At 73.0% G+C, this 16,557-nt stretch carries 17 protein-coding genes and 1 tRNA gene; 6 read left to right on the top strand and 12 right to left on the bottom strand.

Features of this window, described 5'->3' with window-relative positions:
- Positions 1–4: 4 nt before the first annotated feature.
- The 10 genes from DFJ69_RS27810 to DFJ69_RS27765 form a co-directional block, all read right to left on the bottom strand.
- Positions 5–640 carry a hypothetical protein gene (locus DFJ69_RS27810; protein ID WP_116025311.1) on the bottom strand — a complete coding sequence of 212 codons (636 nt, stop codon included), beginning with the start codon at positions 638–640 and terminating at the stop codon, positions 5–7.
- Positions 637–885, bottom strand: coding sequence for a hypothetical protein (locus DFJ69_RS27805; protein ID WP_116025310.1), 249 nt, complete (start codon positions 883–885; stop codon positions 637–639). The genes DFJ69_RS27810 and DFJ69_RS27805 overlap by 4 nt, the downstream gene beginning before the upstream one ends.
- Positions 886–953: 68 nt before the next feature.
- Positions 954–2,561: a GMC oxidoreductase gene (locus DFJ69_RS27800; protein WP_116025309.1), complete on the bottom strand. Its 1,608-nt coding sequence runs from the start codon at positions 2,559–2,561 to the stop codon at positions 954–956.
- A 77-nt stretch (positions 2,562–2,638) separates the two neighbouring features.
- Complete coding sequence (locus DFJ69_RS27795; protein ID WP_116026974.1) at positions 2,639–3,577, bottom strand: trypsin-like serine peptidase; 939 nt, start codon at positions 3,575–3,577, stop codon at positions 2,639–2,641.
- Between the two features lie 130 nt (positions 3,578–3,707).
- A complete protein-coding gene (locus DFJ69_RS27790) occupies positions 3,708–4,013 on the bottom strand; it encodes an HGxxPAAW family protein (protein WP_116025308.1) in 306 nt (101 codons plus the stop codon).
- Positions 4,014–4,091: 78 nt separating this feature from the next.
- Positions 4,092–4,298, bottom strand: coding sequence for a hypothetical protein (locus DFJ69_RS27785; RefSeq protein ID WP_116025307.1), 207 nt, complete (start codon positions 4,296–4,298; stop codon positions 4,092–4,094).
- A 119-nt stretch (positions 4,299–4,417) separates the two neighbouring features.
- A complete protein-coding gene (locus DFJ69_RS27780) occupies positions 4,418–4,927 on the bottom strand; it encodes a flavin reductase family protein (RefSeq protein ID WP_116025306.1) in 510 nt (169 codons plus the stop codon).
- A 211-nt stretch (positions 4,928–5,138) separates the two neighbouring features.
- Positions 5,139–6,239, bottom strand: coding sequence for a L,D-transpeptidase (locus DFJ69_RS27775; RefSeq protein WP_245974605.1), 1,101 nt, complete (start codon positions 6,237–6,239; stop codon positions 5,139–5,141).
- 350 nt (positions 6,240–6,589) lie between these two features.
- Positions 6,590–7,765 (bottom strand): L,D-transpeptidase, encoded by a 1,176-nt coding sequence (locus DFJ69_RS27770; RefSeq protein WP_245974604.1) that lies wholly within the window; start codon positions 7,763–7,765, stop codon positions 6,590–6,592.
- A 92-nt stretch (positions 7,766–7,857) separates the two neighbouring features.
- Positions 7,858–8,520 carry a VC0807 family protein gene (locus tag DFJ69_RS27765; RefSeq protein ID WP_116026972.1) on the bottom strand — a complete coding sequence of 221 codons (663 nt, stop codon included), beginning with the start codon at positions 8,518–8,520 and terminating at the stop codon, positions 7,858–7,860.
- A gap of 190 nt (positions 8,521–8,710) precedes the next feature.
- On the opposite strand from DFJ69_RS27765, the gene chrA reads away from it, so the two are divergent.
- Entirely contained in the window at positions 8,711–9,883 is a 1,173-nt protein-coding gene (gene chrA, locus DFJ69_RS27760; protein ID WP_245974603.1) for a chromate efflux transporter, read from the top strand.
- Position 9,884: 1 nt separating this feature from the next.
- The gene (locus DFJ69_RS27755; RefSeq protein WP_116025304.1) at positions 9,885–10,667 is read left to right on the top strand and encodes a DUF2786 domain-containing protein; all 783 of its coding nucleotides are present in this window, start codon (positions 9,885–9,887) and stop codon (positions 10,665–10,667) included.
- On the opposite strand, the gene DFJ69_RS27750 is transcribed toward DFJ69_RS27755, so the two are convergent.
- Positions 10,668–11,600: a LysR family transcriptional regulator gene (locus tag DFJ69_RS27750; RefSeq protein ID WP_116025303.1), complete on the bottom strand. Its 933-nt coding sequence runs from the start codon at positions 11,598–11,600 to the stop codon at positions 10,668–10,670. It abuts the gene before it with no gap.
- Between the two features lie 135 nt (positions 11,601–11,735).
- Here DFJ69_RS27750 and DFJ69_RS27745 point away from each other — a divergent pair, with 135 nt between their 5' ends.
- Positions 11,736–13,085: a pyridoxal phosphate-dependent aminotransferase gene (locus tag DFJ69_RS27745; protein ID WP_116025302.1), complete on the top strand. Its 1,350-nt coding sequence runs from the start codon at positions 11,736–11,738 to the stop codon at positions 13,083–13,085.
- A 161-nt stretch (positions 13,086–13,246) separates the two neighbouring features.
- On the opposite strand, the gene DFJ69_RS34505 is transcribed toward DFJ69_RS27745, so the two are convergent.
- A tRNA-Trp gene (locus tag DFJ69_RS34505) sits at positions 13,247–13,318 on the bottom strand.
- A 93-nt stretch (positions 13,319–13,411) separates the two neighbouring features.
- On the opposite strand from DFJ69_RS34505, the gene DFJ69_RS27740 reads away from it, so the two are divergent.
- The 3 genes from DFJ69_RS27740 (at position 13,412) to DFJ69_RS27730 (ending at position 16,557) form a co-directional block, all read left to right on the top strand.
- The gene (locus DFJ69_RS27740) at positions 13,412–15,064 is read left to right on the top strand and encodes a CocE/NonD family hydrolase (protein ID WP_116025301.1); all 1,653 of its coding nucleotides are present in this window, start codon (positions 13,412–13,414) and stop codon (positions 15,062–15,064) included.
- 182 nt (positions 15,065–15,246) lie between these two features.
- Complete coding sequence (locus tag DFJ69_RS27735; protein ID WP_116025300.1) at positions 15,247–15,819, top strand: hypothetical protein; 573 nt, start codon at positions 15,247–15,249, stop codon at positions 15,817–15,819.
- Between the two features lie 177 nt (positions 15,820–15,996).
- Positions 15,997–16,557, top strand: a complete 561-nt coding sequence (locus DFJ69_RS27730; RefSeq protein ID WP_116025299.1) for a CGNR zinc finger domain-containing protein — start codon at positions 15,997–15,999, stop codon at positions 16,555–16,557.

The following is a 16,557-nucleotide window of genomic DNA, read 5'->3' as shown; positions in this document are numbered from 1 at the left end:
AACACTAGGCAACGACCCCGGCCACGGTCGAATCATTTCCCAGGTCGCCGGGTTCGGCGGGCTCCTCCAGGCGGCGCTTGTAATAGGCCCACGGGGAGTCGAAGGCGGACGGGCTGATCAGCCGCCAGCCCTGTTCGTCCATCCGGCGGCGTCGGCGGCGGGAGGGCCACCACAGCCGCCGGTGCTCCCACTGCCGGGGCGACGCCTCGACCAGGTGGTAGAGGAAGCCGTAGTCGATGACATGCCATCCTTGACGCCCGGCAGCGGCCAGCGCCTCCATCTCGTTGAACGCGTGCAGCGGCTGGAGCACCTTGCGGCTCCCGGTCTCCTCGGGGATCGGTCGCCTCCGTCCGCCCGGGGTCCCGAAGCGCTGTTGGGCGGCCTGTCGGCTGATCCCCAGCATCCTGCCGACGGCCTCCCAGCTCTGCCCGGCGGCGCGGGCGCCGTTGATGGACTGACGCAGCAGCCTGCTGGTCTCCTCCGCGGCGATACGGGAGGCGGCGACCATGACGAGATGGGCCTCGGGATCGTCGTCGAGGCCGTCACGCCCCTCGGCGCGGACGGCGAGCACCGCTTCGGCGATGGCCTCGCGGAGGGCGGCGGCCTCCTGGTCGGTCAGCAGGTCGGCGGTCTCGCTCACGCCCGTCCCCTTCCCTCGGTCCGGGGCGGCAGCGGCTCCAACGCGTCCAGCCTCGCCGCGTCGGAGTCCTGCGGGGGGTCGGCGGAGGGCCCGCGGGTCCGCGCGGCGGCCGTCGCGATGCCAGCCGCGAACGTGGCGAGCCCGGCCACCACGAGAACGACCAGGAGCGGTGTGCTGTCGGTCGCGGTCTGCACGGCGAGCAGGAACACCACCGCGACCGAGGAGATCCAGACATGGCGCGTCATAACGTCAAGGATTCATTGACGCTCGCCGTATGTCAAGGATCTCTTGACGCTCGGGCGCGGTCCCGGGTTCAGCGGGCGAAGTCCTCGCGAAGGATGCGGTCGAGGCAGCGCTCGACGAGGGCCGCGATGGTGAGCGCCGGATTCACGGCGGCGGCGGACCCGGGCAGCAGGGCCGCGTCCAGGCAGTACAGGCGGTCGTAGCCGTGCAGGCGTCCGTACGTGTCGGTCGCCTCGCCGATCACCGCGCCGCCGAGCGGGTGAACGGTCAGCGGGCGCGCCCCGAAGGGCTCGACGACGACGGCGCCCAACGGCACGCCCCGCGCCGCCTGCCGGGCGAGATCGGCGACCGCCCGCCGGGCCGTGGCATCGCTCCCGGGCGCCCAGTCGAGCCGGGCGCGTGCGGCGGAGCCGTCATACGTCCAGCGGCCGAGGCGGTCGGGGATGCCCATGCCCAGGCACGCCAGCAGCCCGGACTCGACGGGCAGCGGCAAGGGGGCGTGCATGAGCACGGCGGTGCCCTCCTGGTTGCGGACCATGAACGCCGGAGGGCCGCCCTGGGGCGCGCCGGTCGCCGCCGCCAAGGTCTTGATCAGGATCGCGTGGTCGCCGTTCGTGCCCCAGCCCCGGCCCACGGACTCGTTGAGCCGGGGCAGCGCCCCCGTGTCGCGGGCGGTGACCAGCAGCCGCGGCGTGTGCACGCCGCCGGCGGCCAGGACCAGGGCGTCGCAGTGCAGCACGACCCTGCCGATCACCGCGCCGCCGACCGCGAGCCGGTCGGCGGTGACCCGATAGGTGCCGTCGCGGTTCTGGGCGATGTCGACGACGTGGTGCAGGGGCCGCACCCGCGTCCTGCCGGTGGCCTCGGCGCGGGCCAGGTAGGTGCGGTCCACGCTCATCTTCGCGCCGCTGTCGCAGCCGGTGAAGACGTACTGCCCGACGGTGGCGGCGGGCTCGGCCCCACCGGTCAGCTCCGCCCGGAGGATCCCGATGTCGTAGTTGACGGTGAGCCGCTCCACCGGACGTTCGGCGGACGCGAGGGCGGAGCGCCACAGGTGATGGGAACGGTAGCGGGGGTGGGCGAGCAGGTCGTCGGGAAGGACCGCGGAGACCATGCGACGCCGGGCGCGCGGGTAGTGGACGCGGTCGAGCTCGCCGTAGTCGACCTCCGGGGGAAAGACCAGGTGGAACGCCTCGGGCGGCGGTTGCAGGAGGACCCCGGCGTAGACCAGGGTGCCGCCGCCGACCCCCGCTCCGCAGACGACGGTGAGCGCGTCGTCCGCCACGACGTCCAGCAGCCCCGTGGAGCGCGCCGAGGCCGTCACCGGGGTGAGCACGCCGAAGACCTCGGGCGGCACCGGAACGCCGGAGGCCGGCGTCGACTCCCCGCCGTCCAGCCAGAACAGCCGTTCGTCGACGGAGGGCACGCGGGGGAAGGTGTCGGCGGCCGGGGTGATCGGCCACCGCCGGCCGCGCTCCAGCACCACGTTGTCGACGCCGGCCCGCGCGAACCGGAAGGCGGCGACGGCTCCGCCCACCCCGGCCCCGATGATCACCACGCGGTGGCGTTCCTCGCGGACGGCCGTCGACCGGGGCGTCAGCGCGAGGCCGGCCAGCCCCGCGAACTCCCTTCGCGTCACGGCGGACGACCGGATCGCGTCCACGCCGTCGCCCGCCACAATCCTCGACGCTACTCGGCGCTCAAGGGCGGTTGCAGACCGTCAGAGGGAAGGTCGGTGTCACCCCGGCCGGCGGACTAGGCGTCCTGGGCCTGGTCGTACAGGGACTTCGCGTCGTCGCCGAAGTAGGGGCCGTACATGTTGCCGCTGAGGAACGGCAGGTTCAGCTTGTAGCTGTTGACCGAGTTGAGGACCCCGGACCCGGTGGCCTCGTCGAACTTGAGGAACCAGGGGCCGCCGCTGGAGCCGCCGGTCATGGTGCAGGCCATGCCGATGGTCCCGAGCAGGAAGGCGACGGTGGTGGAGCCGCTGCAGTAGGTCAGCCTGGAGCCGTCGTAGGGCGCGGCGGCCGGGTAGCCGAACGAGTACATGGGCTGGCGCTTGGGCTGGTTGAACGCGACCTCGCGCCCGCCGACGACATCGGTGAGCGATCTGCCGTCGAGCGGGTTGAGGACGGCCGCGCCGATGTCGTACTGGATGGCCTCGGTGGCGCCCCATTGGGCGGTGGCCAGCGTCTTGCGGGCCGTCCACTTGCCGAACGGCGCGTTGCCGTTCTCATAGGCGGGGACGAAGACCCAGTCGGAGTGCCACGCGCCGTCGAGCTTGACGCAGTGCCCGGCGGTGATGACGGTGCTCTCGTTCCGGCTCACCACGGCGCTGCCCGAGCAGGAGGCGGCGCGTCCCTGGTAGGTGAAGAACACCCGGCCGGTGGACTTCACCACCTGACCGCCGCCCGTCCAGGCGGAGCCCTTGTCCGGGTACGCCTGCGGAGCGACCGTTCCGCGGGCGGGGCCGCCGAAGTACAGGAGTCGTTCCATGGGCACCGCGGAGCGCATACGGGCCGCGGTCCACAGGGACCCGACACGGGACTGCGCGTCGGCGGTCGTGGCCAGCGCCCGGACGACCGGTCGGGGGTCGGTGGAGGCGGAGGCGGAGGACGCCGGGACGAGGACGGACGACAGGAGGGTCGCGGAGCCCAGGGCGGTCAGGGCGAGCCCGCGGAACGGCGCTTGCATGAACACCAACTTCGGCTAGGGGGTGGGGGCTACGCGAAAGTAACGATCCGTCCACGCCGACGTCTATGTGCTCGAACACCAAATACTCCGCCGCATCACCCCGAACCGCCCAGGGCGTCGCGGGACCGGATCAGCCGTGCGGGCGCTGCTCGGGGTCCGTCGCCGTGGGGACCTCGCCCTCGACCTCGCCCTCGACCCGCCCGGCCGGCGCGCCGGCCGCGACCGGCTGCATCACGCGCGGCTCGTCGACCACCACGTCGGAGAGGATCCCGACCGCGAGCCCGAGCACCGCGCTGATCGCGACGATCGCGGCGCCCACGCCGAACACCACCCAGTTGGGACCGATGCACAGGGCGACGCCGCCCACGGTGAACCCCGTGATGCTGACGCCGACGACCACCCACGAGCTGGGTCGTCCGCCATGACCACCGGACATTGAACCTCCCATCGGGGCGCGCTCGGCGCCCGCTGCGGCATCGGAGACCCCGGATCGGGGTCGGGGAGCAGAACGGTACTAGTGAAAGCCCAGGACGCCGAACACGACCAGTGCCGCGACGTGCAGCACCACCGTGATGATCAGCACGAGGACGAACAGGTACTTCGCCGTGGGGTGGTCGAAGTACCTGCCCTGCGGAACCGGGTTCGCGCGCTGCTCGGCCTGCCGCTGAGCGAGCTGCCGCTCCAGCGGTTGAAAGCCGAACGGCCTCTTGAAGGTCGGCATGGCGTCTCCAGGCTCGGTCCGTCGGCTCCGCAACACGCCACAAACTACCGCCCTCCACCCGAGCCCTGAGCAGGGACGTCCCGGTACGGCCGAGGAGGCCGGTCGTCGCGGCGGGTGGGTCAGCGGCCCTGCGGGCGGAAGTCGCCGAAACGGCCGCGATGGTAGAGGAGCGGACGGCCCGACTCCCGGATCGAGATGCCGGTCACCCGCCCCACGACCAGGGTGTGGTCGCCCAGGTCGAGCGTGGCGTGGAGGGCGCACAGCAGATGGGCGCAGACCCCGTCGAGCAGCGGGGTGCCGTCGGCGTCGGGCCGCCACCCGGTCGGGGCGGCGAAGCGGTCGACGCCCCGCTGCGCGAAACGGGCGGCGAGGTCGGCCTGAGCGGAGGCCAGGATGTTCACCGCGAACCGACCCGCGTCGCCCATCGACGGCCAGGTCGTGGACGTGCGGGCCACGTAGAAGGACACCAGCGGCGGGGACAGGCTGACCGAGGAGAAGGACGTGGCGGTGAGCCCCGCCGGGCCGTCCCCGGAGGCGGCGGTGACCACGACGACCCCGGCCGCGTGCAGGCCCAGCGCCCGGCGGAACCGGGCCTCGTCGATCACCCGATCGGGCAGCAGTTCGGTCATCGACCCAAGGTCCTTTCGAGGAGCGCCGCGGCGGACGGGCGGCCCCTCGACGGGGCCTGTCACGTTCCAGGGGTGAGCGAGGGGGCGAACTCGGACACCCCGATGCAAACACGTTCGGATCATGAAGTCAATATTTCCTACTTATTTACTAGAGAATGCCCGGATCGGACGGCCCCGCCGCCGGGCGACGGGGCCGTGCGGACGGTACGACTCAGCCGGTGGTGACCTCGCGGTCGAGGGCGCCGCCCTTCACCCACCGGCTCCAGGACATCTCGTAGTAGCTCCAGCCGTTGTTCCACGGCAGGCTGCGCTTGCTGCCCGTCACGATGACGACGTCGCCGCGGTAGGACAGGTTGTAGAACCACTCGGCGAACGGCGGCGGGGCGTTGACGCAGCCGTGGCTGGCGTTGGTGTTCCCGAACGCCCAGTAGCGGTCGGGGCTGGCGTGCACGTACTCCCCGGTGCTGGAGATCCGCACGGCGTGCGGCAGCAGCAGGTCGTAGCCGCCGTTGGCCTTGTCCTTGGGGTCCACGCCCATCCACTGGGACGTCATCCGCTCGACCCGGTGCTTGCTCATGGTCAGGTGGACGCCGCTGGTGGTCAGATAGGTGTCGACGCCGTTGACCACCCGGCCGCCCTTGCCGGCGCTGATCCCGGTCTTCTTGACGGTCTTGCCGTTGACCTTGACGATCATCTTCTTGGTCTTGGTGCTGGCCACCGAGATGTGGGAGTCGCCGATCTTGAACCTGCGCCCGAAGTCCGCGGTGCCGTAGACGCCCTTGCCGGCCCTGACCCCGGCCAGCCGCGCCCGCAGGGACACGGTCTGGTTGGGCTCCCAGTACTCGTCGTTCTTGGTGCGGAAGATCACCTGGGTGTCCCCGACCCAGAACCAGGCGCCGGTCGCGGGCTTGGTCGACTTGACCTCCAGGGCCCGCTCCACCGCCCGCTTGTCCCGGTCGGCGATCGACCGGTTGAACGTCAGCGTGATCGGCATCCCCACGCCGACCTTCTCCCCCGACATCGGGACCATGTCCACGACGCGCAGCGGGCTGCTCGTCTTCAGGGTGCGGAAGCTGCTGGTGGCCGTGGTGGTCTTCCCCTTGGGGTTGCGGGCGACCGCCGAGACCTCGTACGCGGCGCCCGGGACCAGCGTCCGCGACTTCCAGGTGGTCTTGTCGGAGGACATCTCCCCCGACACCGGCCTGCCCTTGGCGGTCACCCGGACCTGCTCCAGGGTGCCGTTGCCGACCTTGACCACCACGCCCTGGTCGGGCAGGGCCTTCTGAGTCCCCGTGCCGGGCGTGATCGTCACCTGGGGCGCCGAGACATCGTCCTGACCGGCGACGATGTTCCCCTTCCCGCCACCCCCGTCGCCGCCGCCCGAGCATGCCGTCGCCGTGAGCAGCACCACAGCCCCCGTGACCCCCGCAGCACCCACACCGCGCATACGCACCCTGAACCTCCCAGACCCTGCCTATTCCGGACCGACATTAGCGACAAAAGTCGTCGTTCATGACCGGACCGCAGGTATTCCGGCCGGTCGAGATCGAAGTGTTGCCGTATCGGCGCTTCCCCGCCTTATCCGTCGAAGGCCCCCGGATCTTTCATCCGGGGGCCTTCGGGGTCGGACCGCCGCCCTGGGCGGGTATCCGGACCGACGGGTCAGTCCAGGGCACTGCCCTTCTTCCACTCGGAGTAGGACAACTGCCAGAAGCCCCACCCGTTGTTCCACTCGAGCTCTCGGCTGGTTCCCGTGAGCTTCACCACATCGCCGCGCTGCGCGATGCCGTAGTACCAGGCGGCGTTCGAGGGGCTGAGGTTCAGGCAGCCGTGGCTGACGTTGGCCTGCCCCTGCGACCCGACCGACCACGGCGCGGAGTGGAAGTACTCGCCGCTGTTGGAGATGCGCACCGCGTGGTCGACGATCTGCTCGTACCAGCCGGCGTCGCCCTTCTGCCGACCGGGCGCGGTCATCTTGACCGGGTTGGCCTTCTCCATCAGCAGGTGGACGCCGCTCGTGGTGGTGTACTCGCGGGTGGTCCCGTTGCCCGCGCTGAACGGCATGGTGCGCAGCTTCTTGCCGTCCCGGGTCACGGTGGCGTGGTGACCGTTGATGTTGCCGGTGGTGATCTGCTTGGCGCCGATCTCGAGCGTGTACGAGCTGTCCTTGGTGCCGTACGCGCCCTCGGAGCCCCGCACCCCGGCCAGCCGCGCGGTGAAGCGCACCTTCTGGTGGGGCTGCCAGTACGTCTTCGGGCGGTAGATGACCTGCTGGGAGTCGATCCACCGCCAGGCGCCCTCGACCGGCTTCTCGGGCGTGACCTGCAGGGCGCGCTCGACGGAGGCGCGCTCGGTCACCGGGCGGTCGAACCGCACCATGATCGGCATGCCCACGCCGACCTTCTCGCCCTTGACGTTGGGCGTGACGTCGGCGATCTCCAGCGTCTTCTTCGGCATGAGCGTCGTGAACGTGCTCGTGGAGGCCGCGGCCTCGCCGTCGCCGTTCTTGGTCCGCACGGAGACCGTGTAGGACGTGCCGGGCACCAGCGTCCGCTCCGAGCGCCAGTTGGTGCGGTCGGCGGTGAGACTGCCCCCGATGGGCACCGCGCCGCCGGTGACGGTCACGTTCTCCAGGGTGCCGTCGGAGACCTTGACCTGGATCGGCGCGTCCGGCGCCACCGCGCCCGCGCCGTTGGCGGGGGTGACGGTCACCGTGGCCGCCTTGGCCTCCGAGGTGAGCGCCCCGACGCCGCCCCCGCTGCAGCCGGAGACGAACACGGTCACCGCGCCCGCCGCGATCAGCCGGAGTCTCCCCTTGCCGCTCACACGATCCCCCATATCCCGAACTTCGACCCCTTTGGCGAAAAATCTATCCAAGACATACAGACGCCCGGCACGCCGAAAAGGTTCGCGGGGTCGTCGGGGCGCGCTCAGATCGGCGCGGCTTCCCCGTTCACATGACGCAGGCAGCGCCGAAACCCGAGGACGGACACCGCGACCGCGGCGGCCCCGAGGACCGCGACCAGGCCGGTGCGGACCCACAGGTAGGTCCCGATCGACTCGTGGAACAGCATCCAGAGGCTGACCGCCGCGTTCACCAGGAACACCAGCGACCACAGCAACGAGATCCGCAGGAAGAACCGGCGGACCCGCTCATGGCCCAGGAACGCCTCGGGCATCGGCACCATGTCGGTGGCGATCTTCTGCGCCAGCGGCCGGCGCAGCGGCACGGAGGCCAGGAAGGTCATGCTGACCAGCAGGGTGCCCAGGGTCGGCTGGAGGAAGAACACCACGGGGCTGCCCGTGACCGCGGCCAGCGCCGCCCGCACCGTCACCCCGAGCGCGGCCAGCACCAGCATGCCGGGGACGCCGTGGCCCCGGGCCAGCCGCCAGCCGATGCCGCCGTACACCCACACCACCGCCGCGATCAGCGCGCCGTTGAGGCCCAGCAGGGCGAAGGCGGCGTAGAACACGGCGACCGGGGCGATGACGCCCTCGACGAAGCGCGGCAGGGCGTGCCACAGCATGGCGGTCAGCCGGGGCAGTTCGAAGCCGTGGGGGTGAGGGGGGGAGGGCTGGTCGATCTCAGGCATGGTGGGGAGGGCTCCCGAGCCGGCCGGAAGTACGGGCACGATCCGCACCACGGTACGTGATGATCGACGCCGACGAGACGGAAACCGCGCCCGGTCGCGGGCCGCCCCGTCCGCGTCGTCACCGCCGCCGCGAGCGTTCCACCCGAACGGGCGGACCTCGGTGGGATCGCCCGGGGAGGCTCCGGGGTTCATGATCGGACCGGAGATCGGCAGACTGTGCGTCATGAACGCCTCCGCCGAAACCCCCGCGGACCGCCCCGCGCATCCGCTGCGGGAGCTGGCGGGCCTGTTCCTCAAGCTGGGGGTGATCGGTTTCGGCGGCCCGGCGGCGCACATCGCGATGATGCACGAGGAGGTGGTCCGCCGCCGGAGGTGGGTCGACGAGCAGCGGTTCCTGGACCTGGTGGGGGCGACCAACCTGATCCCGGGGCCGAGCTCCACCGAGCTGGCCATCCATCTCGGCCATGACCGTGGCAGGTGGCGGGGGCTCCTGGTCGCCGGGATCTGCTTCATCATGCCCGCGGTCGTCATGGTGGCCGCGCTGGCCTGGGCCTACGTCCGGTACGGCACCACGCCGGGTGCCGAGGCGCTGCTGTACGGGATCAAACCCGTGGTCACCGGGATCATCGCCTGGGCCCTCCTCGGGCTGCTGCGCACCGCGCTGCGGGGGCCGCTGCTGTGCGTCGTGGCCGCCGCCGCCCTGGCCGCGTACCTGGCCGGGGCGAACGAGCTGCTGGTGCTGGCCGTCGGCGGAATGCTGGTGACGGCCTGGCGCACGGGGGCGCGGCTGCGGGCCGACCGGGCGGCGGTGCTCCCGCTGCTGCTGGCGGCACCGCACGACGATCGGCTGCCGCAGTTGTTCTGGACCATGCTCAAGATCGGCTCGGTGCTCTACGGCAGCGGCTACGTACTGCTGGCGTTCCTGCGCGGCGACTTCGTGGAGCGGCTCGGCTGGCTGACCGAGCAGCAGTTGCTGGACGCGGTGTCCATCGGCCAGGTGACGCCGGGCCCGCTGTTCACCACGGCCACGTTCGTCGGTTACGTGGCCGCGGGCTGGTGGGGCGCGATACTGGCCACCGTGGCCATCTTCCTGCCCTCGTTCGCGCTGGTGGCGCTGCTGACCCGGCTCGCGGACCGGATGCGCTCGGCGCGCTGGTCGGCGGCGCTGCTCGACGGCGTGAACGCGACCGCGCTGGCCCTGATGGCGGGGGTGTCGTTCCAGCTCGGCCGGACGGCGTTGATCGACCCGCTGACGGTCGTGCTGGCGGTGGCCGCGTTCGCGACGCTGTGGCGCACCCGGTTGAACTCGGCGTGGCTGATCGGCGCCGGAGCGCTCGTCGGGCTCGCGGTGAAGGGCCTCTGACGTGGACGCGGCCAAGGTCGAGGCGCGGGTGCGGGCGCTGCTGGCCCGCGCCGAGCATCCGACCACCCCTCGACCCGAGGCCGAGGCCGCGCACGCCAAGGCGGCCGAGTTGATGATGCGGCACGCCCTCGACGAGGCGGCGCTGCGGGCCGACCGCGGCGAGCGGCACGACCCCGTCGTCTACTGGGAGCGGATCGCGATCGGCGCGGGGGGCCACGCGCGGGCCCGCTCGGCGGCGGCCGGGGCGGTCATCAGGGCGTTCGGCGGCCGGTACGCCGTCCGCGGCGACGGCACGCACCGCCAGGACATCACCCTGCTGGTCGTCACCACGCGGGCCGCCCGGGACGCGCTGTCCCTGCTCCTGCCGTCGCTGGAGCTGCAGATGGAACAGGCCGGACGCCGCGAGACCGACGACTACATGGGCGCGGTGCCCGAGGCCGCCTTCGCCCGCAGGTCCGACCGCAGTCGGTGGGCCAACAACTACTTCCGGGCGTTCCTCGTGGGCTACGCCGACGCGGTCGCCCGACGCGTCGAGGCGGCGCGGGACGGCCTGCGCGACGAGGCCGTCGGGGCCGGGGAGGGCGGCTCGCGGGCGCTGGTGCTGGTGGGCGAGGAACGCCGGGTGGCCGCCGAGTTCGACGCGCGGTTCCCGGTGTTGGGCCGCCCGCGCCGGCACCGGCTGCGCGCCGACGGCTACCGCGCGGGTCGGGACGCCGGACGGCACGCCGACCTCGGGGACGGGCGGCTCGGCGCCGCCGGCCCCGCCCTCGCGCCCCCCGCCTGATCAGACCGGGTGTCGGTCGGCGTCGTTCAGCGGCTCCTGGGCGGCCGCGTAGATCGCGCGCAGAGTCACCGCCACGGAGGGCCGCCGGACGCTGGCGGTGCGGGCGACGGCGTAGACCTCGCGGGACTGCGGGCGGCCGGGCAGCTCCCGCACCGCGACGCCGGAGTCGCCGCCCACCAGGGCCAGCGCGGGCAGCGCCGCGATGCCGATGCCCCGGGCCACCAGCGTGAGCAGCGTGTGCAGGCCCTCGAACTCCCAGGCCACCGGCGGCGCCCCGCCCGCGCCCTCCAGCAGCCGGTCGAACGCCTGCCGGGACGGCTCGCCCGGCGGCGTGGCCATCCACGGCTCGTCGCGCAGCGCCCGCAGGTCCACCGGCTCCGCCGGGTCGGACATCGGGTGGTAGGGCGGCAGCACCAGCACCAGCGGGTCGCGCCGCAGATGGAACAGCTTGAGGCTGGACGGCGCCTGACGCGCCAGGGAGCCGGTCCAGTCGTCCACCAGCGCGATGTCGGCCTCGCCCGACTGGACCTGGGCCAGGCCGGTGCCGGGGCTGGACTGCCGTAGCGCGAAGGTGAGCTGGGGGTGCTCGGCCAGGCTGCGGGCGATCGCGGGGGCGAAGGCGACGGCGGCGGTCGGGAAGGCCGTCATCACCACCCGACCGGTCGGGGTGTCGGCCTCGGCGGACAGCTCCGCCTCGGCCGCCTCGACCATGGTGAGGATGTCCTCGGCGCGCAGCGCCAGCCGGCGGCCGGCGTCGGTGAGCTCGGCGCTGCGGGCGGTGCGGTCCAGCAGGGCGGTGGACGTCTCGCGTTCGAGGGCGGCCAATTGCTGGGACACCGCGGACGGGGTGTACCCGAGGGCCGCGGCGGTGGCCGCGATGCTGCCCCGGCGCGCGAATTCGCTGAGCAAACGCAGTCGGCGGAGGTCGAGCATAAGGGCATCTTATGGTCGCCCTCGTGAAGACTCGCTTGTGATGATGCTTCAAAGGGGTAAACGATGAGGCGACGCCCCTCAGGGGCCCCTCGTGACCTGCCGGTACGCCCTCCTCTCACCCTGTCTGGAGCAGCCATGCCCTTCCCTGAACGATCCGACGCCGCCTCGGCCGAGCCCTCCTCTCGACGCACCGGGATCTCCGCCACCCTCGCCGCGAACGAGACGCTCGACCGCATGCGGCGTGCAGGGGTCCCGGTGTTGCCCATGGGCTTCGGCGAGGCCGGGCTGCCCGTCCATCCCGCGCTGCGGCGCGAGCTGGCCGAGGCCGCCGGGCGCAACGCCTACGGCCCGGTCGCCGGCTCCGAGGAGCTGCGGGCCGCGGCGGCGGGCTACTGGGCGCGTCGCGGGGTGCCCACCGATCCGGGGCTCGTGGTGGCCGGGCCCGGGAGCAAGGCGCTGTTGTTCGGACTGCTGCTGGTCATCGGCGGCGCGGTCGCGGTGCCCCGCCCGAGCTGGGTCAGCTACGCCGCCCAGGCGACGCTGACCGGGGCCGGGGCGCTGTTCGTGCCGACACCGCCGGACGAGGGCGGGGTCCCCGACCCCGACCTGCTGGCGGAGGCCGTCCGGCGGGCCCGCCGCGAGGGCCGCGACGTCCGGTCCGTGGTGGTGACGCTGCCCGACAACCCCACCGGCCGGCTGGCCCGCCCGGCGACCGTTCGCCGGCTGTGCGAGGTGGCCCGCGAACTCGACCTGGTGATCGTCTCCGACGAGATCTACCGGGACCTGGTGCACGACCCCGGCCGCGGGGTGACCAGCCCCGTCCGGTACGCGCCGGAGCGCACGGTGGTCACCACGGCGCTGAGCAAGCACCTGGCGGCCGGGGGCTGGCGGCTGGGCGTCGCGCGCATGCCCGACGGCCCGCGAGGCCGCGTGTTGCGGGCCGACCTGCTGGGCGCGGTCAGCGAGATCTGGTCGTGCGCCCCGGCGCCGATCCAGGGCGCCGCCGCGTACGCCTTCCGCGAGCCGCCCGAGCTGGTGGCGCGGGTCGATCGGAGCCGCGCGCTGCACGCGGCGGTGGTCCGGGCGGTCGCCGGGCGCTTCTCGGCGGCCGGGGCCCGCGTCCCGGCTCCGCAGGCGTCGTTCTACCTCTATCCGGACTTCGGGCCGTTGGCCGAACGGCTGGCCGCGAACCACGGCGTCCACACGTCCGCCGACCTCAGCGCGCTGCTGCTCGACCGCCACGGCGTGGGCACGCTGCCCGGCAGCGCCTTCGGCGAGCCCGAGTCGGCGCTGCGTCTGCGGGTGGCCACCGCCCTGCTGTACGGGGACGACGACGGGCAACGGCTGGAGGCGCTGGCCTCGCCGGACCCGACGGGGCTGCCCTGGATCGCCCGGTCGCTGGACCGCCTGTCGGAGGTGCTGACCGAGGTGACGGAGCGCCGTGCCGCGCTGGCCGGGACGGGCCCGATGCCGGCCGTTCTCTGATCGGCGACCGGAGAACCGGCATGCGCCGAGAAATGTGATCTCTCCGGCGGCCCCGGCGCGAGCGCGCCGGGGCCGTTCCGTCGTCGGGAAACGGATCCGGAATTGCCGCATACAAGGCGGGAACGCTCCCATGCAGGCCCATGGGGCCCGATCGGACAACGCAGGGGCGGAGGGAGTCGAACCCACTTTCCGCTGGTTTTGGAGACCAGCCGCCTAACCGGTGGCTCACCCCTTCGGGACTTTCCTCCGTGCTCTTTCGACGCTTCGATAATGCGGTCGATCCGGCTTCGCCTGCAACGCATTTTCCGATCCTCTAGGGTGTCCGCATGGCGCTGCTGAGCCGGATCGCGGAGCGGGTCCTGGGCCTTCCCCCCGCCGTCACCCGGGACGTGGAGGTGCGCCGGGGGCTGCGCGTGCCGATGCCCGACGGCGTGGCGCTGCTCGCCGACCTCTACCTCCCCCGGCGGGTGCCGAACGCCCCGACCGTCCTGATCCGCACCCCGTACGGTCGCGGCGGGCTCCTCGGGGCGGGTCTGTGCCGGCCGTTCGCCGAGCGGGGCCATCAGGTGCTGGTCCAGGCGTGCCGGGGCACCGGGGGCTCCGGCGGGCGGTTCGACCCGTTCGGGCACGAGCGCGCCGACGGGGCGGCCACGCTGGACTGGGTCGAGAAGCAGCCGTGGTTCAACGGCCGGCTGCTCACCTTCGGCCCCAGCTACCTGGGTTACGCCCAGTGGGCGATGGCGCCCGACGCGGGCGACCGGATCACCGCGATGGCGCCGATGGTCAGCGCCTCGCAGTTCCGCGACCAGACCTACCTCGGCGACGCCTACACGCTGCGCGGCGCGCTCAACTGGAGCGCGATGATGACCGCCCGGGAGGGCGGGCCGCTCCGGGCGCTGCTGCACGACCTGCGGGGCGGGCGGCGGACGCTGGCGGCGATGACCCACCTGCCGCTGTCGGAGGCCGACACGAAGGCCGTCGGTCGGCCGGTCGAGTGGTACCAGCGGTGGCTGGCCTCCGACTCCCCCGGTCACCCGTACTGGGAGGGGGACCGCGACCACCGCGCCCGCGTCGGCGACGTGACCGCCCCGGTGAGCATGGTCGGCGGCTGGCACGACCTGTTCCTCTTCTCGCAGTTGGAGGACTACGCGGCGCTGCGGGCCGCCGGGCGTCGACCCCACTTGACGATCGGCCCGTGGACGCACTCGGACCGGGCGGCCCTCGGCGTCGCGATGACCGAGGCGCTCCAGTGGTTCCGTGCGCACGTGACCGGCGACCGGTCGGGGCTGCGCGACGCGGCCGTGCGGCTCTACGTGCAGGGCGCGGAGGAGTGGCGCGACTATCCCGACTGGCCGCCTCCGGACACCGAGCCCCGCACGTGGTTCCTGCAGCCCTCGGGCGGGCTCAGCGCGCACTCCCCCGGGCCCTCGCCGCCCAGCCGGTTCCGGTACGACCCGGCCGACCCGACACCCGGGGTGGGCGGCCCGCTGCTGGACGGCAGGGCCGCGGGGCGCAAGGACAACGCCGCCCTGGAGGCCAGGCCCGACGTCCTGGTCTTCACGAGTGCGCCGCTGGACGCACCGGTCGAGGTGATCGGCCCGGTGACCGCGCGGATCGCGCTGCGCTGCAGCCGGGCGTACACCGATGTGTTCGTGCGGGTGTGCGACGTGGATCCGCAGGGTGTGTCCCTCAACGTGTGCGACGGTCTGCAGCGCGTCACACCGGAGCGGTTCCCCGCCGACGTGGAGGGCGTGCGGGCGGTCGACGTCCGATTGTGGCCCACGGCGTACCGGTTCGGGGTCGGGCACCGGATCCGGGTGCAGGTCTCCGGCGGCTCGTTCCCGAGGTTCGCCCGTAACCCCGGGACCGGGGAGCCCCTGGGCACGGCGACCCGACTGCTGCCCGCCGACCAGGAGATCCTGCACGAACCCGGGCACCGGTCGGGGGTGACGTTCGCCATGGCGCGGACGCGGTCCTGAGCAGGCAGGTCCTGCCCGTTCCAGGCGGGCGGTTGGTGTAAGGTCCAACTCCGCACGGCGCATATGACGGCCAAACAGCACGCTAACAGCCCAAACCACGCCGTGACGTGCGCCGTCGTGATAAACCAGAGCAGCGGCGTAGCAGGACCGTCGGATCGACACAGGAGGCGAGGGGGCCCGCCATGAGGCATGCGCGAGACGGTGCCGCCGCGGCCATGAACGCCGCGTCCCGGGTTCTCGTGGCCAGGGGTAAGCACGAGCCGCAGGAACTGGAGAACCCCGATGTGAGCTGGGGCCGACAGGCCCGCGAGGGCGCGTGGGCGCCGACGCGGGACGGGCAGCGCATCCACATCGGGATCGAGTGCTCGGCCGGCGACACCGCGCCCACCCTGCTGCGGCCGAGCCTGCGGGTGTTCGTGGGGGTGGAGGTGGACACCGACATCGTCGCGCAGACCACCGCCTCCGGCATCCGCCTGCTCACGGTGCTGCACGGCCCCGACGCGCCCGCCGAGTTCCGCTTCCCGCTGAGCCTCGGCGAGGGGCTCGCGCTGGAGGCCATGCCCTCCGGCGGCTACGACGTGGTCCACCTGCGGTACGGCGCCACGGTGGGCCGGTTCTACAACCCGTGGGCCGCGGACTCCATGTTCCGCCCGGTGAAGGCCGACTACGCGCTGGAGGGCTCCACCGTGATCATGCGGGTGCAGCACCACGGCTCGTTCTACCCGGTCGTCGCCGACCCGCTCTACTCGCGCTAGGCGCGGGCGCGGGGGCGTCTCGAGGCGTCGGGGGCCGCGACGCGCCGGACGGGTTAGGGTCTCTGGCAACGGCCCGTGCCCCCGCGCGGCACCGCACCACCCGCCGCTCCCCGCATAGGGTGGATCGGGAGGGGCTCCGGGCCGGACGACCGGCGGGTCGCCGAGACTGGAGACGATGTGATCTTCACGCATGACACCGAGCACGCGCTCGGCACCGTGGTGGATCTGGTCAACTCGAGCCCGGCGGCGTCCGGCGCCGAGGGGCTGGGCGACCTGATCGCGCTGCGCGCCTTCGTGGAGCGCAACCGCTTCAGCGACGTCCCGGAGCCGACCGACGGCGACCTGGCGCGGGTGCGGGCGCTGCGGACCGGGTTCCAGGCGGTGTTCGACGCCGGCGACGTGCCCACGGCGGTGGATCTGATCAACGGCATCGTCGGCGGGGTGCGCACCACCCCGCACCTCACCGACCACGACGGCTACGACTGGCACGTGCACTTCTTCGCGCCGGGGGCGCCGGTGGCCGAGCACCTGGCCGCCGACGGCGGCATGGCGCTGGCCTACGTGGTGGCGTCGGGCGAGTTGGACCGGCTGCGCACCTGCGAGGCGCCGGACTGCGCGCGGGTGCTGGTCGACCTGTCCCGCAACCGCTGCCGGCGGTACTGCGACAGCCGCACCTGCGGCAATCGCATGCACGTGGCCGCCTACCGCGCCCGGCAGCGCGAGGCCGCGCCGGGCTGA

This window comes from Thermomonospora umbrina, from assembly GCF_003386555.1.
In the GTDB taxonomy this organism is placed as follows: domain Bacteria; phylum Actinomycetota; class Actinomycetes; order Streptosporangiales; family Streptosporangiaceae; genus Thermomonospora; species Thermomonospora umbrina.
Note: the sequence above shows the minus strand (reverse complement) of the source record. Positions and strands in the feature narration are given on the sequence as shown.